The sequence below is a fragment of the Pseudonocardia sp. CA-142604 genome, assembly GCF_050948475.1.
GTDB classification, from domain to species: Bacteria; Actinomycetota; Actinomycetes; order Mycobacteriales; family Pseudonocardiaceae; genus Pseudonocardia; species Pseudonocardia alaniniphila.
In genome coordinates, this window is the sequence record NZ_CP192045.1 from 3,891,490 (window position 1) to 3,915,098 (window position 23,609).

The following is a 23,609-nucleotide window of genomic DNA, read 5'->3' on the forward strand; positions in this document are numbered from 1 at the left end:
CGTGGCCGGTCCGCCTGCTGTTCCCCCGACTCAGGAGCGCGACATGGCAGATGCGAAGTTCCCCAGTCCGTTCACGATTCCGACGCCCGAGGGCGCAGAGGGCTGGGAGCGGATGTACAACTGGTATCACCTGTTCTCGGCCGATCGGCAGCAGCAGGACGAGGAGCGGTTCTGGTTCGCCGACCGTCTGCACCATCCCGAGGTCATTCACCCGTACGACGAAATCATGTGCGAGTGCTGGTGGCAGGCGCTCGGTGCCTTCAACACCCGTGTTTTCTCGATGCCGCCGGCGTTCGGCGTCGACCAGCGCATCCTGAACGGGCGTCTCTATGTCACGCCGGTGCCGGCGCCGCCGGAACAGATCGCCGAACGCGCCGGCGAGTTCGCGAGCCGGGCGAGCCACTACTACGAGAACTGGGATGCGATCTACGAGGAGTGGAAGGAGAAGGTCTCGGCGAAACTCGCCGAGATCCGCTCCCTGACCTTCGCCCCGCTCCCGGATCTCGAACCGATCGAGACGATCCACGAGCACGTGGGGCACTCGGCGGGCTACCGGTTGATTCGCGATTTCGAACGGCTCGTGCTGTCGATGTACGAGACGTACCAGTACCACTTCGAGCTGCTCAACATCGGTTACGCCGCCTACCTGAACTTCTTCCAGCTGTGCAAGACCGCTTTCCCCGGCATCGGCGACCAGTCGATCGCACGCATGGTCGGCGGCCTGCGCGTCGACCTCTACCGGCCCGACGACGAGCTGCGCAGGCTCGCCAAGGAGGCCCAGCGACTCGGCATCGGTGACGCGGTGCTGGCCGACAGCACGGCCGCCGAGCTGTTCGCCTCGCTCGCCGACCACCCGGCCGGTGCGGCCTGGGTCGCGGACTGGCAGACCACCGCGGACCCGTGGTTCGTCATCAACACCGACCCTGGTCACCCCGGTGGCTACCACACGTACGACACGTGGGCGGACGATCCGAATATCCCGCTCGTCTCCGTGCGCGAGTACCTGCGGCGGCTGCGTGCCGGCGAGGACATCGATCGCGACACGGCAGGCGTGCTGCGTGAGCGCGACCGGATCACGGGTGAGTACCGCGAGCTCCTGTCGTTCGAGGACCACGCCGGATTCGACCAGGCCGTCGAGCTGGCCCGTCTGGTGTTCACCTACATCGAGGAGCACGTGCTCTACATCGAGCACTGGATGTGGGCGGCGTTCTGGGCGAAGTCGAAGGAGCTGTCGCGTGCGCTCGCCGCGATGGGCGCTCTCGACGAGCCCGAGGACATGTTCTTCCTGCGGCGCACCGAGGTCAGCGAGCTGATCTACGACACGGTCATCGGATGGTCGGTCGGCACGCAGTCGCGGGGTGCGAGCTACTGGCGCCCGACCGTCGCGGAGCGCAGGCGGATCTTCACGGCCCTGGAGGCCTGGGAGCCCCCTCCGGCGCTCGGACCGCCGCCCGCCGAGATCAACGAGCCCTTCACGGTGATGCTCTGGGGCATCACGACCTCCGCGGTGGCGGACTGGCTGGCCGACGGCGACGGCGACGGGCCTGCGACCCTGCGTGGGCTCGGGGCGTCGCCCGGTGTCGCCGAGGGCCCCGCCCGGGTCCTGCGGCACGTCAGCGAGCTGGGCTCGGTCGAGCCGGGGGAGGTGCTGGTGTGCCCGGCGACCTCGCCCGCCTGGGCGCCGATCTTCACGCGGATCGTGGCGACGGTGTCCGATGTCGGTGGGATCATGAGCCACACCGCGATCGTCTGCCGCGAGTACGGCATGCCCGCAGTCGTCGGCACCGGCAACGCCGTCGCCGCGATCAAGACCGGTCAGCGCGTGCGCGTCGACGGCCACACCGGCGTGGTCACCATCCTCGACTAGCTCGCGGTGCTAGCAGCCCGGGGACCAGTCGAGCGGGGCGGCCGGCACCCGGGCTTCCCACTGCAGCTCGGCGTAGGCCACGCTCACGACGTCGCTGCCCGCGGCCACCCTGAGGACCACATCCTCGCCGTTGCCGGGCTCGCCGGGATCCACTCCGGCGGCCCACATCACCATCGCGCGCAGGCAACCCGAGTGGGAGCCGATCACGAGCCGCCGATCGGTGCCGTCCACGACGCGGTCGACGCTGGTGCGGATGAGCCGGTGGACGACAGACGCCGGGGGCTCGTGCCAGAGCAGCGGCGTGGACAGCCAGAACCCCATCGCGTCACCTGTCTCGTGGGTGTTCCAGAACCGCGCGGCCTCGGTGACCCACCCGGGCGGGACTCCGGGCCCGCCGGCGAGCTCGGCGGCCCGCCGCCGGGCCTGGGTCGGGTCGGCAGGCCGTCCGTCCGCCCACACCTGGAGGTTGCGGTATCCGGGCTCGACCCGGATCTCGGTGCCGGTGAGCGCGATCCCGCGCTCCGCCGTCTGCTCGAGTAGAGCCGTGCGGAGCAACTCCGCCGTCTCGCGGGCGCGGAGCGTCGGGGCGAAACCGAACGTGACGTGCTCGCCGTCGGCCACCGCGGCGCCCAGTGCCGTGCCCCGGTCCGTCGCCTGCTTGCGGCCGAGCTCCGTGAGCCCGGCGTCCTGCGCGTAGCTCGCGGTCTGGCCGTGGCGGACCAGGTGGACGGTCAGCGAGCCCGACGTGGGCGTAGGAGTGGTCATGCCTCAGCCTTCCCCGGTCGCGACTCGGTCACCCGAGCTGGACCACCATGTCGATCTCGACAGCGAACCCGAGGGGAAGGGCTCGCACCCCGAGCGCGGTGCGGGCGTGCCGGCCCCGCTCCCCGAACACCGCGACGAACAGGTCCGATGCGCCGTTCACGACCTGCGGGATCTCCTGCAGGTCGTCCGTGCAGCACACGAACCCCCGCACCTGCACGACCTGCCGCACCGCCGCGAGCCCTCCCACCGCGTCGCGCACCTGCGCAAGGAGGTTCAGGCCGCAGGACCGCGCGGCCTGGTAGCCCTGCTCGACGGTGAGCGTCTCCCCGACGCGGCCGGTCCACCCGTCAGCACCCTGGCCCGACAGGAACAGCAGGTCCCCCGACCGCACCCACCCGAGGTAGTTGCCGGCCTTCGCGCGCAGCTCCGGCAGCGAGAGGCCGAGCTCAGCGAGTCGCTGCAGCCCCAGGTCGGCGTTCAACCCTGCTCCTGCGACAGCGCGAAGACGCGGCGGGGCCGCTGGAGCGGAGGCAGGGCCAGCGCGGCCGCGATGCGGTCCATCGACCCGGCCGGGTCCCGCACGTCGAACAGCTCCGTGCGCATCCCGACCGCCGCAGCGCCGCCCAGGTTGGCCGCGAGGTCGTCGACGAACAGGCAGCGCCGCGGGTCCTCGCCGAGGGCGTCCGCTGCCATCCGGAACGCCTCCGGCTCGGGCTTGAACACGCCGAGCGCGGCAGCCTCGACGATCGTGTCGAACCAGCGCATGATCGGGAACTTCGCCTCCCAGTCGGCGCCGAACCAGTGCGCCATGTCGTTGGTGAACGCGGCAAGCCGGACCCGTCCGTCGATTCGCTCGACCAGGCTGGTCATCTCCGCACGGACCACGGAACAGCTGCGCCAGAGTGCCCCGATGTCGAGGTCCGGCCGCCGTTCCGCGAGCCGGTCCCAGTAGTCGCGTTCGGCCAGCCGGCCGTTCTCCACCAGCGGATACTCCGGGTCCGGCGCCGCGGACGTCGAGAACGGGCCGCTGGGCAGGCCGCGCGTGGTCACGGTCTCGAACAACGTCGGGATCACCACCCCGCCGACGTCGAGCACGAGCGTGGTGACCGATGGTCCGCGGGTCCGGCGGAGCGCGTGGCGGCGCCGGGAGACCGGCGCGTCCGGCGCCGAGGTGACGGGGACCTGCGCCTCGGCCGGCCCGTTGCCCGGCCCGCTCACCGCTCCGCGTCCCAGTTGTCGACCAGCGCGACGACCGCGGCGTCGACGGTGGGGTCACCGGCCGCTGCTGCTGCCGCCTCGTCCGTCGCGACCAGCACGGCCACGCCGGGAGCGGCGTCCACGAGGTCGATCGCCACCTCCCGGCGGTCGGACCCGATCACCGCGACGAGGACAAGCCGGCGGCCGTTGAGGCCCGGCAGCTGACGGTCGGCCCACACCCGGCCCACCACCGTGCCGAGCATCACGGCGTCGCGCCCGGCTCGAGTGCTGCGATCGCGGTGCGCAGGCGCTGGTTCGGGGCGCCCTCGAGCAAAGCGCCGGCCTGTTGGTGCGGCTTGGGGTAGACCTGGGCGGCACGGAGCTCCCCGTACTGCTTCACGGCGGCGGCGCCTGCGTCGACGGCGGAGCGCACCGCTGCGAGCGTGCCCTGCACCGCCGCGGCCAGATAGCCGCTGCTCACCCGCTCGACGGCGATGGTGCGGACGTCGGCGGTCTTCATCATCGCCTCGATACCGGCGGTCAGGGCGACGACGCCGCGGGTCTCGATGATCCCGATGGCGCGCTCGGAGGTTGGCATGCTCTGGTCCTCAGCTTCCGATCAGAGTGATGTCACCGGCGAGCGCGACGATCGGCTCGGCCGGGCTGGCGAACACGACGGACTTCACGCCTCGTCCTGAGATGGCCCGGGCCGTCTCCTCACCGATCTCCACGGCCTCCTCGACGGTGGCGAGGTCACCGGACACGGCGACGGCGACGAGGCCGCCGCCGAGTCGGACGACGCCGCGGACGTCGACCTCCGTCGACTTCGTCATCGCATCGACCGCGTCGAAGACCGGCACAAAGCCCTCGGCCTCGATGAAACCCACAGCAGTCCGAGCCATCATTCCTCCTGCGTCCACTTCACGACCGCCGCGCCGGTGCCCCATATCGGTCCGTAGGCGAGCAGCTCTCCTGTTCCGAGCTGTTCGAGCCCGGCGCCTGTCAGGAACGGGTAGGCCCGGAACTGACTGTCGGCCTGCGCCTGAGCGGCGTATTCCGCACGCTGCGCCAGCGCCTCCGTCTGCTTGCCGGCGACGACGAGGTCGAGCATCCGGCGGTCCCACTCCTCGTGGCCGGGTTGGGCGACGTGGTCCTCGGCGGGGGAGATCCAGCGCTGGATCAGCGCGGAGGACAACCCTGTCACCGCGACCACGGCGACACGCCTGCCGTGCCTGCGCGCGGCGGCGGTGGCGGCAGCGCCGACGGTCGACATCGCCTCGGGGCCTGCGTAGAGGTTGCACGACACCAGCGCGAGCCGCAGCCGATGCTCCGGGTTGAGCAGGTTCATCGCCGTCATCGTCCCGGTGTCGACCGGGAAGCCGTCGTAGTGCGTCCGTCTGGACTGCAGGCCGGCGCGGTCGATCTCGTCCGCCCACGTGCTCGTGAATTCGGTGTCGACCCGCAGGTCGTAGCGTTGGCGCCCGAACGGGTAGCGGTACCAGTTCTCGTCGCAGTGCTCGCCGACCAGGTGCGGGTCGAGCTGCACCTGGTGGCCGAGCACGGTGAACCACTGCGTCGACACCATCACGACGACCTCGGCGCCCGCGGCCCGGATCCGGTCCCCGGTCGTCCGCACCGCCGCTGCCAGCCGTGACCAGCTCGGGGCCGCGTCGGTGGTCGCCAGCAGGTGCGGCATCCCCGGCACGATCGCGGCCGCGACCAGTTCGTCAGCCACGGGGCATCCACTCGACGACGGCGTTCCCCGTACCGATGATCGTGCCGTAGGCCAGCACGTCGCCTGCGACCTCGGGCCAGCCCATGGCGGAGAGCAGCCAGGTGAGGCTGCCTGCCTTCGTCTCCGACTCCGTCTGCTCGATGTGCTCGCCGATCAGGGCGCGCAGCCGGCTCGTGGGGCCCTCCCGGACCGCCTGCAGGAGCCGCATGTCCCACTCGTACTGGTGCTGATTGTACGGGTGCTCACGGGACATGTCCTCGGGCAGGTCCGGCTCGACGTCCCAGTGCAGGTGCGAGAGCGAGTTCGAGGCCAAGAGCACCGCCCGGCGTCCGGTGCGCTCCACGGCTCGGCGAGTCGCCTCGCCCAGTATCTCCATCTCGTCGAGGGAGGCGTCGGAGTAGAAGTACGGGTTGTTGTTCGCGGAGAGCGACACGACCGGGATGTCCCACGCGGGGTTGACGAGGTGCAGGGCCCCGATGGTCGCGTAGTCGACGCGGACGTCCGGCTCGCGCATCGCGCTCGTGACGAGCCCGAGGTCGTCGGCCTCGTGGACGATCGCCTCGGCAAGCTCGACGTCGGTCCGGAAGTCGTAGTGGTAGCGGAACAGGTGGGGGAAGATCGGCTCGACCGAGATCCCACGGGGATTGGGCACGCAGTTCACGTGGTGCCCCACCATCGTGATCCAGTGGGGCGCGTGCACGATGAGGACATCGGGCCGGGCCCGTGTGCTCATGCGGCGGCGCAACTCCTCGTACCCCCAGCGCATCACGTCCCAGCCCCCGCGCGACCGCGGCTCGTTCTGCGGCGGGTTCTCGGCGTAGACGAGGTGGGGCGGATGCGGGGACAGATACCCCGCGACGATCCGGCCCCGATTCGCGGAATCGTCGGATCGCTCGCTCCGCGGTGACCGCTCCGAAGGCGGTGATGGTCCCGGCCGGCGCGACCGTGAGGCGGGGCTGCCGGCCTGCACCTGGAAGACGCGGCTCATGGCCAGGGATCCTGATCTGTCTGATTCGAGTCAGCCAGGAGTGTGTCCAACTGTGCTGGACACTGTGCCTGGACACGATTCGGGACCCGACGCAGACTCCGGTCATGAGCGCATCTGTCGGAAAGGCGGCTCTGATCCTCCGGGCGTTCCGCCCGACGTTGGACGTGCTGTCACTGCGCTCGTTGGCGGAACGCACCGGGCTTCCGCGGTCGACCGTCCACCTGCTGTGCCGGACCCTGGTGGCGGAGGGTTTGCTGGAGGTGGTGCCCCGCGCCGGGTACCGCCTCGGTCCCTTCTTGCTGGAGCTCGGCGGGCTCATCATCGACCGTACCGGCCTCGTCGACGCGGTCGAGGGCAGCACTGCGGCCCTGCAGCGCAGCGCGGGCCAGGAGCTGCACGTGGGGCAGATCGTCGAGGGATGGATCGTCTACGTGCATCGTGAGTCGGGGCCCAGACGGGTCACGATGTCGAACCGGGTCGGCATGCGGGCGCCGGCGTTCATGTCCGGGTGCGGCAGGAGCGCGTTGGCGGCGCTCGACCCGCAGGACGCCGACCTGCGGATTCGTCGCGTATGCAAGCAGGAGCAGATCTCCCTGCCCGATATGGGCGCTCTCGCGGAGGAGTTCGCGCACGCGCGCGTCCGCGGCTACCTCGTGTGCCGGTCGTTCCAGCCGGGGCGTACGTCGGTGGCGGCGGCGGTCATCGGTGCGGACGGGCAGCCCGCCGGAGCGCTGTCGATCGCCGGGCCCACCTCCACCTTCGCCCCGTCGCGGCTGGGCGACCTGGGCCGAGCCGTGTCGGACAGTGCCGCGATCGTGAGTCGCAGGTTGCAGACCCGGCGCAGCCTCATTGCGGTGCCGCGCCTGCCCGACGTTCCGGCATGATCAACCGAGCGGGGCCGTCCGATCGGGCATGAGTGACCGGGAGATTCCCAGCACCGCCGTCCGCACCGCGGGTGCGAGCCGCGTGGTGTCGAGGCGGTTGGCCCAACCCGTGATCGACACGGCCGCCACGGCCGTGCCATCGGCGTCGAGGACGGGTGCCGCGACGCAGGCGATCCCGACGGTCGACTCCTCGTGCTCCTCGGCCACGCCGCGTTCGCGCACCCGGGCGAGCTCCTTCTCCAGCAGGCCGGGGGCGATGATCGTGCGCGGCGTCCGCCGGGGAAGGCCCGCGGCGACGACGGCCGCGAGCCGTCCGGGCGGGGCGAACGCGAGCAGCGCCTTGCCCACGCCGGTGCAGTAGGCGGGCATTCGCCCCCCGATGCGGGAAGCGACGGTGGGCCCGTGGCGGCCGTCGATCTTGTGGACGTACACGACCTCGGTGTCGTCGGGAACGGCGAGGTGGACGGTCTCGTGCGTGGCCTCGAAGAGGTCGGCGAGGAACGGGGCCGCGGTCTCGCGGAGGCTGCGCTGGCCGGGCGCGAGCTGTCCGAGCTCGAACAGGCGCATGCCCAGGCGGTAGCCGCGCGCCGTGCGCTCGACGATGTCCCACGCGGTCAGCTCCTGCAGGAGCCGGTGCGCGGTCGGTTTGCTGACCCCGGTGCGCCGGCACAGCTCGGCGAGGCTCAGGTCGCCGTCGCCGGGGTGGAACGCCGTCAGCAGCGTCAGTGCACGGCCGAGGACGGAGCTCGGTCCGCCGTTTCGCTGAATGGAACGCACGGCTTCATCGTCGCCCGGAACCGGTGCGAAGGTCCGCGCATGGTTGAGGTGAGTTCGACGGTGACGGCGGCGATCGTCGGCCCCGGGAACATCGGCACGGACCTGCTCGCCAAGCTGCAGCGCAGCCGGGCGATCGAGGTCGCGTACGTCGTCGGGGTGGTGGAGTCCGACGGCCTGGCCCGGGCCCGCGCGCAGGGCGTCGCGGCGTCGGCCGAGGGGGTCGACTGGCTGCTGCGGCAGGACCCGCTCCCGCAGCTTGTGTTCGAGGCGACCTCCGCGAGGGCGCATGTCACCAACGCCCCGCGGTACGCCGAGGCGGGGATCCAGGCCGTCGACCTCACGCCCGCGCACGTGGGGCCGATGGTGTCCCCGCCGGTGAACGGCGCGGCGCACCTGGACGCGCCGAACGTCTCGATGATCACGTGCGGTGGCCAGGCGACGATCCCGATGGTGCACGCCGTCTCCCGGACCACCCCGGTCCCGTACGCGGAGATCGTCGCCTCGGTCGCCTCCCGCAGCGCCGGCCCCGGCACCCGGGCGAACATCGACGAGTTCACGCAGACCACCGCGCGGGCGGTCGAGGAGGTCGGTGGCGCCCGCCGAGGCAAGGCCGTGATCATCCTCAACCCGGTCGAGCCGCCGATGATCATGCGCGACACCGTGTTCTGCGCGATCTCCCCGGACGCCGATCGGAACGCGATCACGGCGTCGATCCACGAGATGGTCGACGCGGTGCAGGAGTACGTGCCCGGCTACACGCTCCGGGCCGAGCCGCAGTTCGACGACCCGCAGGCCGGCTGGGACGGCCCGGACGGCCCACTGGCCCGTGTGGCGATCTTCCTCGAGGTCAAGGGCAACGGCGACTACCTGCCCGACTACGCCGGCAATCTCGACATCATGACCGCCGCGGCCGCCCAGGTGGGCGAGCTGATGGCGGCCGCGAAGGGACGGTCCTGACATGAGCGGCACCACCGGAACCGAACGGCCCGCACTCCGGCACGACGTGCGGATCACCGACACGACGCTGCGCGACGGCAGCCACGCCATGGCACACCAGTTCACCGAGACGCAGGTGCGCGACACCGTCCGGGCGCTGGACCGGGCCGGTGTCGAGGTCATCGAGGTCTCGCACGGCGACGGGGTCGGCGGGTCGTCGTTCAACTACGGCTTCTCGCACACCGACGAGATGGCGTTGATCGCCGCGGCGCGGGAGGAAGCCCGGCAGGCGATGATCGCGGTGCTCCTCGTCCCGGGCATCGGGACCGCCGACGACCTGCGCCGGGCGCATGACGCCGGTGCGCGGATGGTGCGGGTCGCGACTCACTGCACCGAGGCCGACGTGTCGCCGCAGCATTTCGGGGTGGCCCGGGAACTGGGGATGGAGACCGTCGGATTCCTGATGATGGCGCACCGGACGCCGCCGGAGGCCCTGGCGAAGCAGGCCCGGATCATGGTTGACGCCGGCTGCCAGACCGTCTACGTCACCGACTCCGCGGGTGCGCTGCTCATGCACGAGGCCACGGCGCGGTTCGAGGCGCTGATCGCGGAGATCGGCGACGAGGCGTGGGTCGGCTACCACGGCCACCAGAACCTCTCACTCGGCGTGGCGAACTCGGTGTTGGCGTACGAGGCGGGTGTCCGCTACATCGACGGTTCGCTGTGCGCGCTCGGCGCGGGTTCGGGCAACTCGCCGACGGAGGTGCTGGCGGCTGTGTTCGACCGGCTGGGGGTGGACACAGGGCTCGATGTCGGTGCGCTGCTCGATGCCGCGGAGGAGGTCGTGCGTCCCTACCTGCGCCGCTGGCCGAAGCTGGACCGCAACGCGATCGTGCAGGGCTGGGCGGGGGTGTACTCCTCGTTCCTGCTGCACGCCGAGCGGGCGGGGGAGCGGTACAAGGTGCCGACGCACGAGATCCTGCGGCGCTGCGGCGAGCTGGGCTACGTCGGCGGGCAGGAAGACATGATCATCGACGTGGCCATCCAGCTGGCCGCCGAGCAGGAAAGGTGACGATCTAACCGAGGAGAGGCAGCCGCTGATCACCATGCGGGACCCTGCCCGCAGCGGCTTCGACCCACTTCCAATCGTCCGACAGGTCAGCGGGGCGTTGCCCGGCGGAGCGCCGAGCGAGCAACTGGTCCAGGACGGCGGCGGTCGCTTCGATTCCGGCAGAAGTAGCTACCGGCTCCCGCCCGAGCGCTTGAGTCAGGTCGAGTCCGTGAACCACCGCCTCCACCACCCTCGTCACCAGGAAGTCGTCGAGGCGCATGGGTCCGAAGAATGCCGGCCCGACGAGATCGGGGCTCGTGGCCTCTACTCGTTTCACTGTCGCGGCGCAGGTTGCCGAGAAGCTTTCGCGCATCTGGTCCGCGCTCCTGCCTCCGACGGTCTGGTAGGCATGCTGATAGGCAATAGGAGCAACCTCGGACCGTCGGACCAGGAAGAAACCGGCTGGATCCAGTTGTGGCTCCTCGTCGATCTCGCCATCGATCAGCGTGTCGACCATATTCATGGCGAACTCGAGATGTCCGGCCAGCTCGAGGATCGTCCAGTGCGCCAGTTCCTCGTCGACGGGTATCAATCTCGTCGAAGTAGCCCACTCTTCGCTCGTGAGCCCGTCAAGGATTCGGTCGACGCTGTTCAGTTCTTCCGAGAGCGTCCGGACCGTGCTTTCGAACATGCTGAGTGATCCTCCTGGCCGTGGCGCTTGGCGCTGATCTTACCTTCTGCTCGGCGTCGGCAGGTTGTGATAAGTGTTCATGCGAGCTCGATGTGCGATAAGTGAAGTAGCCGGGATCGACCGCCCCGCCTGGCCGTGGCGCGATCGTGGCGAGCTGCAGGGACGTGTGCATCACACGCCACTTCGTAACCTGGGCTTATGGCATTATGTGGTTTTCAGGATACGAGGCCGACCGGTGGCGCGCGCTGGCCGACGTACTTGACCCGATCTCGGTGGACGCCTATCTCGGCGGCTGAGGCATCGCGAAGGCGCTGGCCGAAGGCGCTCAGATCGTCGTCACCGGTCGGGTCGCGGACGCCTCTCTGGTCGTCGGTTCCGCGGCGTGGTTCCACGGCTGACGGGACGACGAGTGGGACAAGCTGGCCGGCGCCCTGGCCGCGGCGCACATCGCCGAGTGTGGGCCGCAGGCGGTCGGTGGCAACTTCTCCGGGTTCGACACCCTGGACGACGTCCGTCTTCTCCGGCCTCGGATATCAGTCGACCTCGACGGCCTATCGCACGGGACTGCAGGTAGCGGAGAAGACGGCGTTCGTCGAGAGCCAGCTCGCGGATTTCCTTGCCGGCACCGAAGTCCGCTACGACATCACCAGGTTCGGGGTGCCCGCGGATCACCCGAGCTCGCAGTGGGAGGCGACCGCCGTCCTGCGAGTCATCACCGTGGCGGACGAGGCCGAGCCGTTGGAGCGCTACAACATCGGCGCGCACCTGGCGAGCGTGTACCTCTCCGGGGTCCCGGGGTACTACTGCGACGAGATCACCGGGGACGCCCGCTGCGGCCCCGGACCTGCGGACCGTTCGGCTCGGGGACCTTGCGTATGCGCGCAGCGGTGACAAGGGCGGAGTCAACAACGTGGGCGTATGGGTGAAGGACCCCGCCGACTACCGGGTTGTGATCGGTGATCGGGTGAGGTGGCGGCGGTCACCTCACCCGCAGTTCCGGGACCGCGGCCAGACTCGCCAGCATCGCGCGTCGGCAGAGGTCGGCAACGCGGTGGACCACGGGTCCGGACGCCCGCCCCGGATGTGCGAAGACCCCGAGGTGGATGTCGGCGACCGGTTCCGCGATCCGGCGGATCACCAGTTGGACGCCGGAGATCGACACGGGCGGAGCAGGGATGCTGAGGATGCCGAGTTCAGGCCCGGCAGCCGCTACGGAACGCAACGACTCCCACGTCTGAAGCTTCACGAGGGGCGGCACGCGCTGCCCGTGCTCGCGGAAGAGCCGCGAGACGTACTCGACGCTGACAGGCTCTTCGAGGACGCAGATCCTGTGCTGCGCCACGTCGCGCATCCTGATCGTGCTGCCGTGACCGCGCAGCGTGCGGGCGCTGCCGATCACGTAGGGAGCGAGGGAGATGGCCCGGTGGAACGTTTCGGACTGCGCTGCGGGATCAGGGTCGGCGCTCATTCCGATCCACATGTCGATCCGCCCGCCGGCCACCATCTGACGGAGATCCTCATCCTTGGCGACCACCGGTTCGAGCCTTCGGTAGTGGGCGAGCGGCATTCTGCGGTCATCGGCCTGAAGCATGGGCACGATGAATGGGTAGATCGAACCTGTGCAGCCCACCCGGAGTGAGGCCGTGCCGTGCCGCTCGGCGGCGAAGTTGTTGACTCGGTCCGCACCGGCAATCAGTTCTTCGGCAAGGGGTAGCAGAGCTCTACCCGTGTCTGTGAGCTCAACGCCTGCGCCCGCATGACGTGTGAACAGGTCAGTCGCCAGCAGGTGCTCGAGGCGACGGATGGAGACGGAGAGTGCAGGCTCGGAGACTCCGCAACGGTCGGCGGCCTGTGTCATGGTCCCCGACCGAGCCGTCGCCACGAAGTGGTTCATCTGAGCCAGGCTGAAGGAGTACGAGGGCATGGCGCCATTGTCGAGGAAATCTGCGGCGACGGGCCGGAATCCATGCGGAACAGCGAGAAACCAGGCTGGTCGTATGAATCTGCCGGCCACGTCGGCGGAGTTGATGTGGTCACCACTGCACGAACCCGGCGTTCACCGGCAGTGACACGCCCGTGACGTCGCGGGCTTCCTCGGAGGCGAGCCACACGATGGCATCGGAGATGTCCATCGGCTCGACCATCTCGACCGGCAGCGCGTTCAGCATGTTGACCAAGTAAGCGGCGGCAGACATCGCCTGCGTGGGTGACGTCGTTTGCGGTCATCGGTGTGTCGACGCGCGTGGGATGCACGGTGTTGACCCGGATGGAATGCGGGGCCAGCTCGTTGGCGAGGCTGCGCATCAGACCGACGACGCTGCGCTTCGCCGCGACGTAGTGCGCGATTCCGGCCACGCCCTTCATGTCTCGCGCCGAGCTGGTGATGACGATCGGGCCCCCGTTACCTGCCTCGATCATCGCGGGTGCGCGGCCGCTTTCACGGTCTTCCACACCCCGGTGAGGTCGACCGCGATCATCTCGCTCCACTCGTCCTCGGTCATGGTCCAGGTGTTCTCCGCGATCCCGGCGATGTCGGCGTTGGCGCACACCATGTCGAGGCGGCCGAACTCGCTCACGCCCTCATCGACCAGGGCCTGCACGGCTGCCGACATCACGTCCGTCGGTGGAACCTCCTGGCACCGCTGGACCGTGCTCGTCACCCGGTCGGCGCCGGCCGCAAGCACGCTCCACGACTTCCGGGCCGTGCGGGACCGCTCGCGCTCCCGGAAACTCGCTCCGGAAAATCGGTGGCGGGCGAGGGCGCCCGCACTGATACCGTGCGGGCGATCGCGACCCGACCGTTGGAGGTGAGACCCATGCTCGTTGTACGCACGTGGGTGCTCCCCCCTCTGTCTCGATCGGGCGATTGACGTAGGTGTCGCCAGGAGCGCCTCCCACCAGGCACTTCTGAGAGGGCAAACCTATGGAATCCGTGCATTTCAGCGCGGGCGCACCCCCCACCGTCGGCACGCACGCGGTGATCACCCGGGGGGACGACCTGCAGTGGCGGGCCGTGGAGGACGACCAGGTGATCGGCCACGGCGAGGCATCCCGCCGACCCGACGGCCGGGTCTTCCTCAGCATCGACACGTGGCACAGCGCGGTCTTCGACCGGCTCGCCACCGCGATGCTGGCGGACCTGCCGAGCCCGCTGTACACGATGGTCGACGAGGCCGACCACGATCTGACGGCCCGCTGGGAGCGGGCAGGCCTCACCGTCCGGCGCCGGGAACGGGAGTACCTCGTCGCCACCGACCCGCTGGTCACCGGGCTCGACACCACGCCGGCGCCGCCGGACGTGACGATCCTGGGCCTCGGTGCAGCGCGGGAGCCCGCGCTGCGCGAGGTGTACGAGGCGGTCCGCGCCGAGGTCGACGCCGGCGTGGGCTGGGACTCGATGCCGGTCGAGGTGCTGGCCCGGCCGGACGGGGCTCCCATGGACCCGTCGAAGTTCGCGGTGGCCGAGGCCGCCGATCGGTACGTGGGGCTGGTCCGGGTGGTGGCGCGCCGTCGCCACGCGCGGATCGGGTTGGTCGCGGTTCGCGAGGGTCTGCGCCGCCGCGGCATCGCCCGGGCGATGCTGGCAGAGGTGCTGGGTGCGCTGCACCGCGGCGGGGTCGAGGCGGCGTCGGCCGAGGTGGACGAGCGCAACAGCGCGGCGACGGCGCTGTTCGAGGGCATCGGCGCGCAGCGCGTGAACGGCGCCCTGGAAATGGTGCGTGGCGTATGACGAAGACAACAGGAGCGATCGAGGTCGAGGGCACCGTCGTCGACTGCCTGCCCAACGCCACCTTCAGGGTGGAGCTCGAGAACGGGCACAAGGTGCTCGCGCACATCAGCGGGAAGATCCGGAAGCACTACATCAAGATCGTGTTGCTCGACCGGGTTCTCGTCGAGCTCAGCCCGTACGACCTGAACCGGGGCCGGATCCTGTTCCGGTACCGGACGTAGCGCCGAGCCTGATCCGATCGCGGTACCGGCGGCCGGGCGGCCGCCGGTACCCCGCGTTCAGCTCGACGTGTCTACGGATGGGAGCACGAGGACGGGCGCCAGTCGTTCGAGGTGAGGTCGGAACCCGCTGTCGGTCCCATCAGCAGCATTCCGCCGTCCACGGGCCACGAGGCACCGGTCACGTACGAGGCGCCGGGTGACGCGAGGAATGCGACGACCGCGGCGATCTCGCGCGCGTCCGCGGGGCGACCCAGCGGCACTCCGGGGCGGTCGACCGAGTGCGGGTCCGTCGCCTCCTGCCCGGTCATCCGGGTCGCGACCTCGCCCGGCGCAACCGCGTTGACCGTGATGCCGTGCTCGGCAAGCTCCAGCGCGGCTACCTTCGTGAGCAGCCCGAGCCCGGCCTTCGCGGCACCGTAAGCGCCGGCGGCGACGCGGGGCTGGAACTCGTGGACGCTCGTGATGTTCACGATCCGGCCGCCGCGCCCCGCGGCGATCATCCGGCGGGCAGCCCGTTGCATGCAGAGGAACGCACCGTCGAGATCGGTTGCGAGCACCTCCCGCCAGGCGTCGTAGTCGGTGTCCAGGAACGGGGTGCTTGTGCCCGTGCCCGCGCTGTTGACCAGCACATCCAGGCCGCCGAGCGCGTCGGCGAGGTCGTCGATGACGTCAGCGGCGCCCGGCAACACGCCGAAGTCCAGCCGACGGATCTCGGCCTTGCGTCCGTGGGCACGGACCTGCTCGGCGGTGCTCCGCGCCGCTGCGTCGTGCGAATGAAAGGTGATACCGACGTCGCAGCCACCCGCGGCGAGCGCCACAGCCACAGCGCGGCCGATTCCGGAGTCGGAACCGGTGACGATTGCGGTGGCAGGAAACCGCTCGGGGGCACTCATACCGCCGAGGTACCCGACGGCCTTCACCCTCGAACCCGCAAGTCGCCCACCCGGCGCTGCTGACTCATTCGCTGTCGGCGGGGGATATGAGGCCGTAGTGGCCGTCGTAGCGGTGGTAGAGCAGCGCGCCCCGGCCGCGCTCCCGGTCGAGGTAGAACAGGAACGGCAGATCGAGTGCGGCCATGCGTTCGATGGCTTCGTCGGTCGAGAGGTCGGCCGCCGGTTGTGTGCTCACGGTGACCTCCAGCGCATGGGGAGCCAGTGACTCCGGGTGCGGCTCCACCTGGGCGATCCGGTAGCCGGTGGGGCCGCCGCGGTACAGGACGCTGTCCTGGCCGGTCCCCAGTTCGGTGAACAAGTGAAAGTCGTAGTCCAGCGAGTCCATGTCGAACGCGGCCTCGTCGATCTCCGACTCGGCGACGGAGAAGGACTTGTGCCGGATGATCTGCCGCTCGGCCGGCGGGCGCGGGTAGGAGGGCCCGCGGCGGGTCGGCAGGTCGCCATGGCGCCACTCGGTCTGCTCGTCGCCGGGCGGCGGCCCGGCCATCGAGGGCGCGCTTCGCCCGCGGCGGTCCTCCCAGGTCCCGGCGGTCCGGCTCACGTGCTGCAGGCGGTTGCGCAGGCGTTCCTCGAGGCGTGCGAGCGCGTCCCGGTCGGTCCCGCCGTGTACCTGCACGCGAACGAGACGGCCGTCGAGATCGATGTTGGCCTGAGCGACGATCGGCCGCTCGGGGTCGCCGTCCCGGGTGATGCGTACGCGGGCGTGCAGGACCGGTCGGCCGGCGTGGCGCAGGGCGGCTCGCGTGCGCTCCGATACCTCGGCCACGAAAGCGTCGCTGTGGACACCGGTCACCTGGACCTCGATCGGGACGGGTGGGCTGTTCGATCCATGCATCTGAGTCTCCGGTGTGCGAGTGAGGGCTGGTGAGTGACGACGCGAGGGGTGGGGTCAGCCGATGTCCGCGCTGGGCATCTAGACCTGCGGCGTTGCCTCCGCCACCTGCCAGAGGTAGAGGCACGCCAGCGTCCGGTGGGGACGCCACGGCTCCGCGATCCGCTCCATCTCGGCGGGGCCCGGCGGTCCTGACAACCCGTACGCCTTCTCGACGGCGTGACGGAGCCCGAGGTCGCCGACGGGCAGCACGTCCGGCCGGTTGAGGTGGAACATCAGGAACATGTCGGCGGTCCAGGTGCCGATGCCCTTCACGGCCGAGAGCTGCGCGATCACGTCGTCGTCGGGCAGTTCGTGCAGCCGTTCGAGGTCGAGGTCGCCGGAATCGATGTGCTCGGCGAGCGAGCGCAGGGACGCCGTCTTCGCTCTCGACAGGCCTACTGCCTGGCACAGCTTGCCGGGATCGTCGTCGAGAAGCTCCCGCGGTGTCGGCGGGTGCCCATCGAAGCGATCAGTCAGTCTTCGATAGATCGAGCGCGATGCGCTGTTGGAAATGTTCTGGCTGACGATCGCGCGCACGAGCACGCCGTAGCGATCCGTCGGCATGTTCGGATCGGGTGGCGCCGTCGGATCGGGTCGCAGTGCTGGTTGGTTGCCATCGCGCACGATCCCGTCGATGATCCCGCGCAGGACGGGGTCGGAGCGCCGTAGGTGCTCCTCCGGAGTCCTCCGGTGTAGCTGCGACAGGTCAGATCTCGTCATCGTGGCTTCCTCTCGTGCTGTGCGGTCACTGCCGTGCGGGCACAGTTCGCTGAGAGAGCAACGGGTCATGTCCCGTCGGCTCACGCTCTCGATTCCGGTCTGCCTGTTACCGATCGATGCTTCAACGTCCAGAGCTTCGGCAGCCACACGACGAGCGCCCTGCTACGACTGGTGAGAGGGCAGCTAAGCTCGCGTGGGCCGAGTGCCGGCGTCGCACCAGGGAGACCCCACGGTACACAGCGGGGAGGCCAGGGAAGCGCGTCAACAGCGCAAACCTTGGCGTCGGCCTGATGCCCGAGCCGACTACACCAGATGCTCGAGACTCACGATGTGCTCGTCTCGGATGCGCAGGAAGACATCATTTCCGCGCCAGAACACCGTCCATCCGTCTTCCCGATCTATCCGGGTGGCGTGGATCTCGCTCTCGAACTGAAATTCGTCGCTGTGGATATGGATTCGATACGTCTGTTCTGGATCCATGCTGTTCGCTGCCTCCCTCTCGTTGGCGACCGTGTGCCCGCCGCGGGCGTGCGGATGACCATAAGGACGGCACGTTAGGCCTCGCCACACTCCGGCGTGAGCACGCTGATAACTTCGACAAACGGCAAGAAACCGACATATAGGGCTTCGGGTGCTGATCCTGTCAATCATTGCTGACGGTGGCTGTCCGGACGGCGTCGGTGACGACGATTCCCGGTCGAAGGGCGGGCATGTAGATTCGGCTGCCGATGCGGACATGTCCGTCGAGGAGCCGAGGCGTTGATCGGAAGAACAAGCCGGCAAGACACAGGAATTGGTCCGGTTACGGCTTCGGATGTCCGGCCGGGCCGACACCAGGGAGGATGACGTGGACCCTGACGAGGTTGACGACGACGTGTTCGAGCAGCTCGACGAGCTGGACACCCTGGATACCGGCGGACCTGATGATCCACTGGACGAGGGATTGTCGCCGCCCGAGCGCCCATGGGCGGTGGATGATTGGGGAACCACGCCGCGCGAGGAGGCGGAGGGCGAGAGCCTGGACCGTCTGCTGGCTCGCGAACTGCCTGATTCCGGGAGCGAGGAAGAGTGGGACAACCTCGGCGATGTATCCGACACTGACGGAGAGCTGAGGGATGACGAGGTCGGCGATGCGCGAGCCGGCCGGCTCGTCGCTGACAGCGATATCGACGGCGAGCTGGACGCGCACGACGTCGGAGTGGATGGCGCGGGAGCGTCTGCTGAGGAAGCCGCCGTGCACCTCGCCGACCCCGACGCGTAAGTCGGTCCGGGGGCCCAGCTCGATCACACCCGACCGATTCCGGTTCTTTCTTTCCCTCGATCCAGATAGATGTAGATCTGATCGTCGAACACGACAGAATGACTTCTCCTCGGGGCGGTCGGATGCGTGATCATCGATGCAGGTCACAGCGTCACGAACCACTCCCTGGGTATCTTCGAGGTATGTCCGGCCCAAGCCTCACGCCTGCCGCGGTAGCGAGCGCGCTGTTCGACTTCAGTTTGCGGCCTTCCCAGAAACAGGCGGTCGATGCGGTCGTTGCGGGCCGTGACACGCTGGCCGTGCTGCCGACAGGCAGCGGAAAGAGCGCCATCTACCAAGTCGCAGGCCTCTCTCTCGGCGGTCTCACGCTGGTGATCTCGCCGCTGATCGCCTTGCAGCGCGACCAGATCAGGTCGATCGCCGGACGCCGCTACGGAGCGCCGCGGCCTATCGGAGCCGAGCTGCTGAACTCCTCTCAGAGGGCGCACGAGCGTCAGGACACCCTTACGCATCTGGCCAGGGGAGACCTCGATTTTCTCCTCATCGGACCTGAGCAACTCACGAACTCCGAGACGCGCGATGCGGTACGTACCGGCGCACGTGACGTCGGCCTGTTCGTCGTCGACGAGGCGCATCTCGTGAGCGAGTGGGGCCAGGAGTTCAGGCCCGAGTACCTGAGGCTGGTCGACGCGATCGCCGAACTCGGCCGACCGACGATCCTCGCTTTGACGGCGACGGCGTCGCCGCCCGTGCAGGCGGACATCACGCGCCGCCTGGGAATGCGGTCCCCGGAAGTAGTGGTCGCCGATTTCGACCGACCGAACATATCGCTCGCCATGCGGCAGACCCAGCCCAGCAAGCCGGAGGCCCGCGCTGTCGACGATCGTTGCGTCGACGTGGTGATCCAGCAAGAGACTCCTGCCCTGGTCTACGCGCTCACTCACGCACGATGCGAGTCGCTCGCCGACAGGCTCCGGCTCGACGACTTCCGGACGGCTCCGTACCACGCCGGTCTGGCTGCCGGCGCCAGGGCGGACGTTCAGGACAGATTCTTCTCGGGACGGCTGGATGTCGTGGTCGCCACCAGCGCGTTCGGCCTGGGAATCGACAAGTCTGATATCCGGACCGTGGTGCATGCGGGCGTCCCTGCAAGCATCGACGACTATTACCAGGAGATCGGGCGAGCCGGCCGGGACGGAGAGCCGGCTGCTGCGATCCTGGTGCACGACCCGCGGACCATTCGGATACCCCGAAGCCTCGCGGCGCGCACGCACCTGGGCGAAGAGACACTTCATCGGGTCGTCGATGCAATCGAGAACGCCGGCGGGCAGGTTGCAGTTGCAGATCTGGTCGAGTCTTCCGAGGTGCATGCGCACGCTGTCGACCGCGTGGTCAACGAACTGAGTGAGCTGGGATTCGTCAGACTTGCAGGATCTGGTCACCAGCGCGTTGTCGAGCCTGAGCAGGATCTACCCCGTCCCGTCGATCTGACCGATCAACTGGTGGCGCTGGATCAACGGCGGCAAGCCGTGCTGTCCAGCCGTCTCAACGCCGCCCGAGAGTACGCGGAGAGTACGCGATGCCGTCGGGCGGAACTTCTCGCGTATTTCGGCGAGAGCTATACCCCTCCCTGCGAGAACTGCGACAACGATCAGTTCTCGAAACCGACGGTACCTTCCCGTCCCTCGGTCACCGGTGGGATTCCGGTGCGCCATCGCCTCTGGGGAGAGGGACAGATGCTGAGCCGAGACGACCACGAGCTTCTGGTCTACTTCGACAGTGTCGGCTACAAACACCTGACCGCGTCAACGCTGTCATCAGGGATCCTGCATCGGCGGTGAGCAGCTCCCGCTCAGGCGGAGCGTGCGCCCGTCAGACCCTCACCGAACCGTGTTGATCATTCCGGCGTCGATGGTCATGTCCGCGCCGGTGATGTTCGCCGCGTGGTCACTGGTCAGGAACATCACCAGGTCAGCGACTTCTTGGGGCGTGCTGAACCGCCCGAGCGGCGTGGCGGCGACGGCGGAGGCCGCGATCGCTTCCGGGGACTCGCCGCTCGTATTCGACAGCGTCGTGGCTATGCCGCTGTCCCCGAGCCACAGGTCGGTCGTCACCGGGCCGGGGCTCACCGAGTTGACCCGGATTCCCCGTGGTCCCAGCTCTTTCGAGAGGCCCTTCGCGAAGTTCGTCATGGCGGCCTTGGTGGCGGAGTAATCAAGCACCATCGGATCGGGCAGGAACGCATTCACCGAGCCCACCATCACGATCACGCCGCTGCCTTGTTCGACCATCGGTGGTACGGCTGCCCGGGTCGTGCGCACGGTCGCCATGAGCCCCAGCGTCAACGTCAGGTCCCAGTCGTCGTCGGTGATGCTGGTGAAGCCGTTCGGGCGGGGAGTCGCAGCCCCGACGTTGTTGATCAAGATGTCGGGTCCACCGCGCTCGACCGCGGCCGCCACCAGTGCGGCGGGCGCAGCAGGGTCCGTCAGATCTACCGCCACGAAGGTCGCTCTACCTGCGTCGATCAGTTCTTTGAGTTCTGCTGTTCGAGTGCGCGCTCCTGCGATCACGTGCGCCCCGGCGTCCGCCAGGGTCTGGGTGATCGCCAGGCCGATGCCCTTGCTGGCCCCTGTCACAACGGCTGTCTTGCCGTCAACGTGCATGTCCATCACTCAGCGCTTCCTTTCCGTACAGGAAAACCATCGCTTCGTCATGTAGTTCGCTCCAGCGTTGATCGCTGCCATCCGGCGTGATCTGCTGCAGCCGCATAGGTGGTTTGCAGGAAATCGAGGAGAAGATCATCCGGGTCGGCGCTTTCGAGGATCCGTTCGTAGGGGAGGACGAACTCGCCGAGTTCCTCGTTGTAGTAAGCGCCGTCGGGTTGGACACGGGCGTCGCGGAACCCGTCGGGTTCGGGGTAGATGTAGGAGTAGAACAGGCCCTGGTCGCCGTCTGGCCAGTAGCCGCAGCTGCTCACTTCGCACGAGTAGGCCTCCAGCATGACGTGCGGACCGAGGTGGGGTGCGCTACTGGGGTGTGGAGGCGCGGGGCGACCGGAGAAGCGGGAGGTCGCGAGGTCGAGAGCGCCCCACCACAGATGGACCGGGCTCGCCTTCCCCAGGAACCGGCTGCGGAACGCGTGCATGACCCGGTCGATCTGGACCAGCGTTCGCCAGTAGCGCCGCACGTGGTCGCGGTCGTACGAGTCGTGCTCGTCGTCCTTGTCGAACGGGATGGCGCCCTCGATCTCGACCGGCATCGGCCAGATTCGGGTGGTGAGGCCGAGGTCGTTCAGATGGTTCAGTACTCGGTTGTAGAAGTCGGCGACGGTGCGCGGCTCGAGGGGCAGTGATCGCAATCCACCGTCGGACGTCGTGATCTGTAACTCGTGGTCGTGGAAGTCGAAGTCGATTTGGAAGTTGCGGCCGCTGTTGTGCGGGATCAATGAGGTGGTCAGCCCGCGTGAGGTGACGTAGAGCGGAACGTTCCACCAGTGGTTGACCAAAGGCGAGTTCGCGAGCCGGATCTTTCCGATGATCTGGGTCCACAGGTGCAGCGTGTCTCGGGTGGGTCGCCATTGCGCAACCGGCAGTATGGGCCAGTCGGCGGTATCGTCAGGGCGTTCTGTAATCGGATGAGTGCTCGCTGGCACCGGATCCTGCGGTGTCACGATAACCACCTCGATTCGCCATGCATGCCATCGACGCCCGAAGCTACCCGGCACCCGCGCCCATGGATACCGTGGCGAAGGAACCGGCGCGGTCGCCGTCGACGGTAGGGATCTCATTTTCGTCAGGAATGGCGTGGGTTCATCGTGTGCTCTTCAGAGATCCCATGACGGAGTCATGGATGACCATTCCGGTGATGTTCGTTGCGTGCTCGGGCGCCAACGCGGGCACGAAGTAGCCCGGGCCCCTCCGTGGGATCGAAGAGGGTGGCTCGATCCACGAGGTACCGGGCGGCATCGATGTGCCACCAATCGACTATCTCTCCGTCGACGCGCACGGCCGAACCGGGTGAGGCGCGGCTGGCGGCGAGCACCCGGCGTGCCCACGCGAGCATGTTCTGGGCCGGCGCGAACGCCGAGTTGGTCATGCGGACCTGCCGGGGGTGAAGGCACAGCCTGCCGGTGAAGCCGAGCCCGGCCGAGCGCCTCAGGTCCTCGGCGAGCCCGACCAGGTCGTCCGGGTCGATGGTCGGACCGTCGATCGGGCCGGGCAACCCGGCCGCGCGGCTGGCCATCACCAGTCGCGAACGTGCATAGAGCAGGGCGCCCGCCTCGCCCATGATCCCCAGCTCACGTCGGAGATCCGCCGATCCGAACGCCAGACGCAGAGTGCCATGAGCAGCGGCGATCGCACGTGCATTCTCGATACCTGTGGACGTCTCCACCAGCGCCACGATCATCACGCCCGCGCGCAGCTGCGCTTTGACGTCTCGCACCTGTTCCGCCGACTCGGTTCTGGACAGAACGATTCCCCGCAGGCCCGGACTGCGGACGACCGCGCGAACGTCGCCGCGACAGAGACCGCTACCCGATCCGTTCATCTGTACCCACGCGTTACCGCCCGAGGACAGGTGCTCTGCGACCGCGCTACGAGCAAATTCCAGGTTCTCGGGTGCGACGGTGTCGGACAGGTCGAGAATCACTGCGTCCGCTTCGGCATCCGCAGGTGTGCTGAACTGGTGCGGACGGTCGCCGGGAACGAGCAACCACGTACGAGCGTCGACTCCTCCAGTTCTGGTCAATGCTGACCTGCTCTCATTTCGTCCCCTTTCTTGGAGTAGCCGATTCGTCGCCACCTCGTGACGACCGTAGGCAAGGGAGCGTTCGGGGTCAATATATTCACTTCTCTCCATTGATCGTCGAACGGCGTGAAACTGAACGTGGGTCACGATGAATTCAACGCACCCGGTTTGCCGGCATCCATATTCGATGGATATGGCCGGTATGCGCCG

29 protein-coding genes and 2 pseudogenes are annotated in these 23,609 nt (G+C 68.6%); 10 read left to right on the forward strand and 21 right to left on the reverse strand.

Annotated elements, in window-relative coordinates; translation table 11 throughout:
* Window positions 1-43 precede the first annotated feature (43 nt).
* On the forward strand, window positions 44-1,867 hold the full coding sequence (locus ACQPZQ_RS17735) for a PEP-utilizing enzyme (RefSeq protein WP_433297107.1): 1,824 nt from the start codon (window positions 44-46) through the stop codon (window positions 1,865-1,867).
* 9 nt (window positions 1,868-1,876) lie between these two features.
* Here ACQPZQ_RS17735 and ACQPZQ_RS17740 read toward each other — a convergent pair whose 3' ends face one another.
* From ACQPZQ_RS17740 to ACQPZQ_RS17775, 8 genes are read right to left on the reverse strand one after another with little or no spacing between them, the layout of a single operon-like run.
* On the reverse strand, window positions 1,877-2,632 hold the full coding sequence (locus ACQPZQ_RS17740) for a histidine phosphatase family protein (protein WP_433297109.1): 756 nt from the start codon (window positions 2,630-2,632) through the stop codon (window positions 1,877-1,879).
* A gap of 28 nt (window positions 2,633-2,660) precedes the next feature.
* Window positions 2,661-3,113 (reverse strand): RidA family protein, encoded by a 453-nt coding sequence (locus tag ACQPZQ_RS17745; protein ID WP_433297111.1) that lies wholly within the window; start codon window positions 3,111-3,113, stop codon window positions 2,661-2,663.
* The gene (locus ACQPZQ_RS17750) at window positions 3,110-3,850 is read right to left on the reverse strand and encodes an HAD-IA family hydrolase (protein ID WP_433297113.1); all 741 of its coding nucleotides are present in this window, start codon (window positions 3,848-3,850) and stop codon (window positions 3,110-3,112) included. The genes ACQPZQ_RS17745 and ACQPZQ_RS17750 overlap by 4 nt, the downstream gene beginning before the upstream one ends.
* On the reverse strand, window positions 3,847-4,092 hold the full coding sequence (locus ACQPZQ_RS17755; protein ID WP_433299265.1) for a EutN/CcmL family microcompartment protein: 246 nt from the start codon (window positions 4,090-4,092) through the stop codon (window positions 3,847-3,849). Before ACQPZQ_RS17755 ends, ACQPZQ_RS17750 begins: the two co-directional genes overlap by 4 nt.
* Window positions 4,092-4,427, reverse strand: coding sequence for a BMC domain-containing protein (locus tag ACQPZQ_RS17760; protein WP_344723409.1), 336 nt, complete (start codon window positions 4,425-4,427; stop codon window positions 4,092-4,094). The genes ACQPZQ_RS17755 and ACQPZQ_RS17760 overlap by 1 nt, the downstream gene beginning before the upstream one ends.
* A gap of 10 nt (window positions 4,428-4,437) precedes the next feature.
* The gene (locus tag ACQPZQ_RS17765; RefSeq protein ID WP_344723410.1) at window positions 4,438-4,731 is read right to left on the reverse strand and encodes a BMC domain-containing protein; all 294 of its coding nucleotides are present in this window, start codon (window positions 4,729-4,731) and stop codon (window positions 4,438-4,440) included.
* On the reverse strand, window positions 4,731-5,564 hold the full coding sequence (locus tag ACQPZQ_RS17770) for a hypothetical protein (protein ID WP_433297115.1): 834 nt from the start codon (window positions 5,562-5,564) through the stop codon (window positions 4,731-4,733). Before ACQPZQ_RS17770 ends, ACQPZQ_RS17765 begins: the two co-directional genes overlap by 1 nt.
* Window positions 5,557-6,552 carry a hypothetical protein gene (locus ACQPZQ_RS17775; RefSeq protein ID WP_433297117.1) on the reverse strand — a complete coding sequence of 332 codons (996 nt, stop codon included), beginning with the start codon at window positions 6,550-6,552 and terminating at the stop codon, window positions 5,557-5,559. The genes ACQPZQ_RS17770 and ACQPZQ_RS17775 overlap by 8 nt, the downstream gene beginning before the upstream one ends.
* A 104-nt stretch (window positions 6,553-6,656) precedes the next feature.
* Here ACQPZQ_RS17775 and ACQPZQ_RS17780 point away from each other — a divergent pair, with 104 nt between their 5' ends.
* Window positions 6,657-7,436, forward strand: coding sequence for an IclR family transcriptional regulator (locus tag ACQPZQ_RS17780; protein ID WP_433297119.1), 780 nt, complete (start codon window positions 6,657-6,659; stop codon window positions 7,434-7,436).
* Here ACQPZQ_RS17780 and ACQPZQ_RS17785 read toward each other — a convergent pair whose 3' ends face one another.
* Window positions 7,437-8,213 carry an IclR family transcriptional regulator gene (locus tag ACQPZQ_RS17785; protein WP_433297121.1) on the reverse strand — a complete coding sequence of 259 codons (777 nt, stop codon included), beginning with the start codon at window positions 8,211-8,213 and terminating at the stop codon, window positions 7,437-7,439. It abuts the gene before it with no gap.
* A gap of 39 nt (window positions 8,214-8,252) precedes the next feature.
* Here ACQPZQ_RS17785 and ACQPZQ_RS17790 point away from each other — a divergent pair, with 39 nt between their 5' ends.
* Window positions 8,253-9,170, forward strand: coding sequence for an acetaldehyde dehydrogenase (acetylating) (locus ACQPZQ_RS17790; RefSeq protein WP_433297123.1), 918 nt, complete (start codon window positions 8,253-8,255; stop codon window positions 9,168-9,170).
* 1 nt (window position 9,171) lies between these two features.
* On the forward strand, window positions 9,172-10,221 hold the full coding sequence (gene dmpG / locus ACQPZQ_RS17795) for a 4-hydroxy-2-oxovalerate aldolase (RefSeq protein ID WP_433297125.1): 1,050 nt from the start codon (window positions 9,172-9,174) through the stop codon (window positions 10,219-10,221).
* 4 nt (window positions 10,222-10,225) lie between these two features.
* On the opposite strand, the gene ACQPZQ_RS17800 is transcribed toward dmpG, so the two are convergent.
* On the reverse strand, window positions 10,226-10,891 hold the full coding sequence (locus ACQPZQ_RS17800; protein ID WP_433297127.1) for a maleylpyruvate isomerase N-terminal domain-containing protein: 666 nt from the start codon (window positions 10,889-10,891) through the stop codon (window positions 10,226-10,228).
* A 329-nt stretch (window positions 10,892-11,220) separates the two neighbouring features.
* Between ACQPZQ_RS17800 and ACQPZQ_RS17805 the strand changes: the two are divergent.
* A pseudogene (locus ACQPZQ_RS17805) lies at window positions 11,221-11,338 on the forward strand (acyclic terpene utilization AtuA family protein); the annotation flags it as partial.
* Window positions 11,339-11,365: 27 nt separating this feature from the next.
* Entirely contained in the window at window positions 11,366-11,782 is a 417-nt protein-coding gene (locus ACQPZQ_RS17810; RefSeq protein WP_433297129.1) for an acyclic terpene utilization AtuA family protein, read from the forward strand.
* A gap of 88 nt (window positions 11,783-11,870) precedes the next feature.
* Here the strand turns inward: ACQPZQ_RS17810 and ACQPZQ_RS17815 are convergent, their stop codons facing one another.
* The 4 genes and pseudogenes from ACQPZQ_RS17815 to ACQPZQ_RS17830 all read right to left on the reverse strand — a co-directional run bounded on the left by ACQPZQ_RS17815 (window position 11,871) and on the right by ACQPZQ_RS17830 (window position 13,551).
* Window positions 11,871-12,815, reverse strand: a complete 945-nt coding sequence (locus ACQPZQ_RS17815; protein ID WP_433297131.1) for a LysR family transcriptional regulator — start codon at window positions 12,813-12,815, stop codon at window positions 11,871-11,873.
* A gap of 109 nt (window positions 12,816-12,924) precedes the next feature.
* On the reverse strand, window positions 12,925-13,086 hold the full coding sequence (locus ACQPZQ_RS17820; protein ID WP_433299732.1) for a hypothetical protein: 162 nt from the start codon (window positions 13,084-13,086) through the stop codon (window positions 12,925-12,927).
* Between the two features lie 64 nt (window positions 13,087-13,150).
* Window positions 13,151-13,309 (reverse strand): annotated as a pseudogene (locus tag ACQPZQ_RS17825) (SDR family NAD(P)-dependent oxidoreductase); the annotation flags it as partial.
* Window positions 13,306-13,551: an SDR family oxidoreductase gene (locus tag ACQPZQ_RS17830; RefSeq protein WP_433297133.1), complete on the reverse strand. Its 246-nt coding sequence runs from the start codon at window positions 13,549-13,551 to the stop codon at window positions 13,306-13,308. The gene ACQPZQ_RS17830 and the pseudogene ACQPZQ_RS17825, both read right to left, overlap by 4 nt.
* A gap of 263 nt (window positions 13,552-13,814) precedes the next feature.
* Here ACQPZQ_RS17830 and ACQPZQ_RS17835 point away from each other — a divergent pair, with 263 nt between their 5' ends.
* Together ACQPZQ_RS17835 and infA are read left to right on the forward strand one after the other, a co-directional pair.
* Entirely contained in the window at window positions 13,815-14,621 is an 807-nt protein-coding gene (locus tag ACQPZQ_RS17835) for a GNAT family N-acetyltransferase (RefSeq protein ID WP_433297135.1), read from the forward strand.
* Window positions 14,618-14,842, forward strand: coding sequence for a translation initiation factor IF-1 (gene infA, locus ACQPZQ_RS17840; protein ID WP_241042759.1), 225 nt, complete (start codon window positions 14,618-14,620; stop codon window positions 14,840-14,842). The genes ACQPZQ_RS17835 and infA overlap by 4 nt, the downstream gene beginning before the upstream one ends.
* Window positions 14,843-14,913: 71 nt before the next feature.
* On the opposite strand, the gene ACQPZQ_RS17845 is transcribed toward infA, so the two are convergent.
* The 4 genes from ACQPZQ_RS17845 to ACQPZQ_RS17860 all read right to left on the reverse strand — a co-directional run bounded on the left by ACQPZQ_RS17845 (window position 14,914) and on the right by ACQPZQ_RS17860 (window position 17,869).
* A complete protein-coding gene (locus tag ACQPZQ_RS17845; RefSeq protein WP_433297137.1) occupies window positions 14,914-15,735 on the reverse strand; it encodes an SDR family oxidoreductase in 822 nt (273 codons plus the stop codon).
* A gap of 64 nt (window positions 15,736-15,799) precedes the next feature.
* Window positions 15,800-16,630, reverse strand: coding sequence for a sigma 54 modulation/S30EA ribosomal C-terminal domain-containing protein (locus ACQPZQ_RS17850; protein ID WP_433297139.1), 831 nt, complete (start codon window positions 16,628-16,630; stop codon window positions 15,800-15,802).
* Between the two features lie 78 nt (window positions 16,631-16,708).
* Window positions 16,709-17,389, reverse strand: a complete 681-nt coding sequence (locus ACQPZQ_RS17855; RefSeq protein ID WP_433297140.1) for a DNA-3-methyladenine glycosylase family protein — start codon at window positions 17,387-17,389, stop codon at window positions 16,709-16,711.
* 303 nt (window positions 17,390-17,692) lie between these two features.
* Complete coding sequence (locus tag ACQPZQ_RS17860) at window positions 17,693-17,869, reverse strand: hypothetical protein (protein ID WP_433297142.1); 177 nt, start codon at window positions 17,867-17,869, stop codon at window positions 17,693-17,695.
* 334 nt (window positions 17,870-18,203) lie between these two features.
* On the opposite strand from ACQPZQ_RS17860, the gene ACQPZQ_RS17865 reads away from it, so the two are divergent.
* Both ACQPZQ_RS17865 and ACQPZQ_RS17870 read left to right on the forward strand, forming a co-directional pair.
* Window positions 18,204-18,650 (forward strand): DUF5709 domain-containing protein, encoded by a 447-nt coding sequence (locus ACQPZQ_RS17865; protein ID WP_433297143.1) that lies wholly within the window; start codon window positions 18,204-18,206, stop codon window positions 18,648-18,650.
* A 182-nt stretch (window positions 18,651-18,832) separates the two neighbouring features.
* Entirely contained in the window at window positions 18,833-20,491 is a 1,659-nt protein-coding gene (locus ACQPZQ_RS17870) for a RecQ family ATP-dependent DNA helicase (protein ID WP_433297145.1), read from the forward strand.
* A 39-nt stretch (window positions 20,492-20,530) separates the two neighbouring features.
* Here the strand turns inward: ACQPZQ_RS17870 and ACQPZQ_RS17875 are convergent, their stop codons facing one another.
* The 3 genes from ACQPZQ_RS17875 to ACQPZQ_RS17885 all read right to left on the reverse strand — a co-directional run bounded on the left by ACQPZQ_RS17875 (window position 20,531) and on the right by ACQPZQ_RS17885 (window position 23,510).
* Complete coding sequence (locus tag ACQPZQ_RS17875; protein ID WP_433299267.1) at window positions 20,531-21,319, reverse strand: oxidoreductase; 789 nt, start codon at window positions 21,317-21,319, stop codon at window positions 20,531-20,533.
* A 41-nt stretch (window positions 21,320-21,360) separates the two neighbouring features.
* Complete coding sequence (locus ACQPZQ_RS17880) at window positions 21,361-22,320, reverse strand: DUF5996 family protein (RefSeq protein WP_433297147.1); 960 nt, start codon at window positions 22,318-22,320, stop codon at window positions 21,361-21,363.
* A 173-nt stretch (window positions 22,321-22,493) separates the two neighbouring features.
* Window positions 22,494-23,510, reverse strand: coding sequence for an HpcH/HpaI aldolase/citrate lyase family protein (locus ACQPZQ_RS17885; RefSeq protein WP_433297149.1), 1,017 nt, complete (start codon window positions 23,508-23,510; stop codon window positions 22,494-22,496).
* Window positions 23,511-23,609: the final 99 nt, after the last annotated feature.

Excerpts from the sequence above, each read along its gene's own strand:
- ACQPZQ_RS17735 (WP_433297107.1), top strand. The coding sequence starts at position 44 with ATGGCAGATGCGAAGTTCCCCAGTCCGTTCACGATTCCGACGCCCGAG.
- ACQPZQ_RS17865 (WP_433297143.1), top strand. The coding sequence starts at position 18,204 with ATGTCCGGCCGGGCCGACACCAGGGAGGATGACGTGGACCCTGACGAG.
- ACQPZQ_RS17850 (WP_433297139.1), bottom strand. The coding sequence starts at position 16,630 with ATGCATGGATCGAACAGCCCACCCGTCCCGATCGAGGTCCAGGTGACC.
- ACQPZQ_RS17820 (WP_433299732.1), bottom strand. The coding sequence starts at position 13,086 with ATGTCTGCCGCCGCTTACTTGGTCAACATGCTGAACGCGCTGCCGGTC.
- ACQPZQ_RS17775 (WP_433297117.1), bottom strand. The coding sequence starts at position 6,552 with ATGAGCCGCGTCTTCCAGGTGCAGGCCGGCAGCCCCGCCTCACGGTCG.
- infA (WP_241042759.1), top strand. The coding sequence starts at position 14,618 with ATGACGAAGACAACAGGAGCGATCGAGGTCGAGGGCACCGTCGTCGAC.
- ACQPZQ_RS17780 (WP_433297119.1), top strand. The coding sequence starts at position 6,657 with ATGAGCGCATCTGTCGGAAAGGCGGCTCTGATCCTCCGGGCGTTCCGC.
- ACQPZQ_RS17740 (WP_433297109.1), bottom strand. The coding sequence starts at position 2,632 with ATGACCACTCCTACGCCCACGTCGGGCTCGCTGACCGTCCACCTGGTC.
- ACQPZQ_RS17885 (WP_433297149.1), bottom strand. The coding sequence starts at position 23,510 with ATGGAGAGAAGTGAATATATTGACCCCGAACGCTCCCTTGCCTACGGT.
- ACQPZQ_RS17800 (WP_433297127.1), bottom strand. The coding sequence starts at position 10,891 with ATGTTCGAAAGCACGGTCCGGACGCTCTCGGAAGAACTGAACAGCGTC.
- ACQPZQ_RS17790 (WP_433297123.1), top strand. The coding sequence starts at position 8,253 with ATGGTTGAGGTGAGTTCGACGGTGACGGCGGCGATCGTCGGCCCCGGG.
- ACQPZQ_RS17835 (WP_433297135.1), top strand. The coding sequence starts at position 13,815 with ATGGAATCCGTGCATTTCAGCGCGGGCGCACCCCCCACCGTCGGCACG.
- ACQPZQ_RS17755 (WP_433299265.1), bottom strand. The coding sequence starts at position 4,092 with ATGCTCGGCACGGTGGTGGGCCGGGTGTGGGCCGACCGTCAGCTGCCG.
- ACQPZQ_RS17860 (WP_433297142.1), bottom strand. The coding sequence starts at position 17,869 with ATGGATCCAGAACAGACGTATCGAATCCATATCCACAGCGACGAATTT.
- ACQPZQ_RS17855 (WP_433297140.1), bottom strand. The coding sequence starts at position 17,389 with ATGACGAGATCTGACCTGTCGCAGCTACACCGGAGGACTCCGGAGGAG.
- ACQPZQ_RS17815 (WP_433297131.1), bottom strand. The coding sequence starts at position 12,815 with ATGCCCTCGTACTCCTTCAGCCTGGCTCAGATGAACCACTTCGTGGCG.
- ACQPZQ_RS17845 (WP_433297137.1), bottom strand. The coding sequence starts at position 15,735 with ATGAGTGCCCCCGAGCGGTTTCCTGCCACCGCAATCGTCACCGGTTCC.
- ACQPZQ_RS17765 (WP_344723410.1), bottom strand. The coding sequence starts at position 4,731 with ATGGCTCGGACTGCTGTGGGTTTCATCGAGGCCGAGGGCTTTGTGCCG.
- ACQPZQ_RS17870 (WP_433297145.1), top strand. The coding sequence starts at position 18,833 with ATGTCCGGCCCAAGCCTCACGCCTGCCGCGGTAGCGAGCGCGCTGTTC.
- ACQPZQ_RS17760 (WP_344723409.1), bottom strand. The coding sequence starts at position 4,427 with ATGCCAACCTCCGAGCGCGCCATCGGGATCATCGAGACCCGCGGCGTC.
- ACQPZQ_RS17875 (WP_433299267.1), bottom strand. The coding sequence starts at position 21,319 with ATGGACATGCACGTTGACGGCAAGACAGCCGTTGTGACAGGGGCCAGC.
- dmpG (WP_433297125.1), top strand. The coding sequence starts at position 9,172 with ATGAGCGGCACCACCGGAACCGAACGGCCCGCACTCCGGCACGACGTG.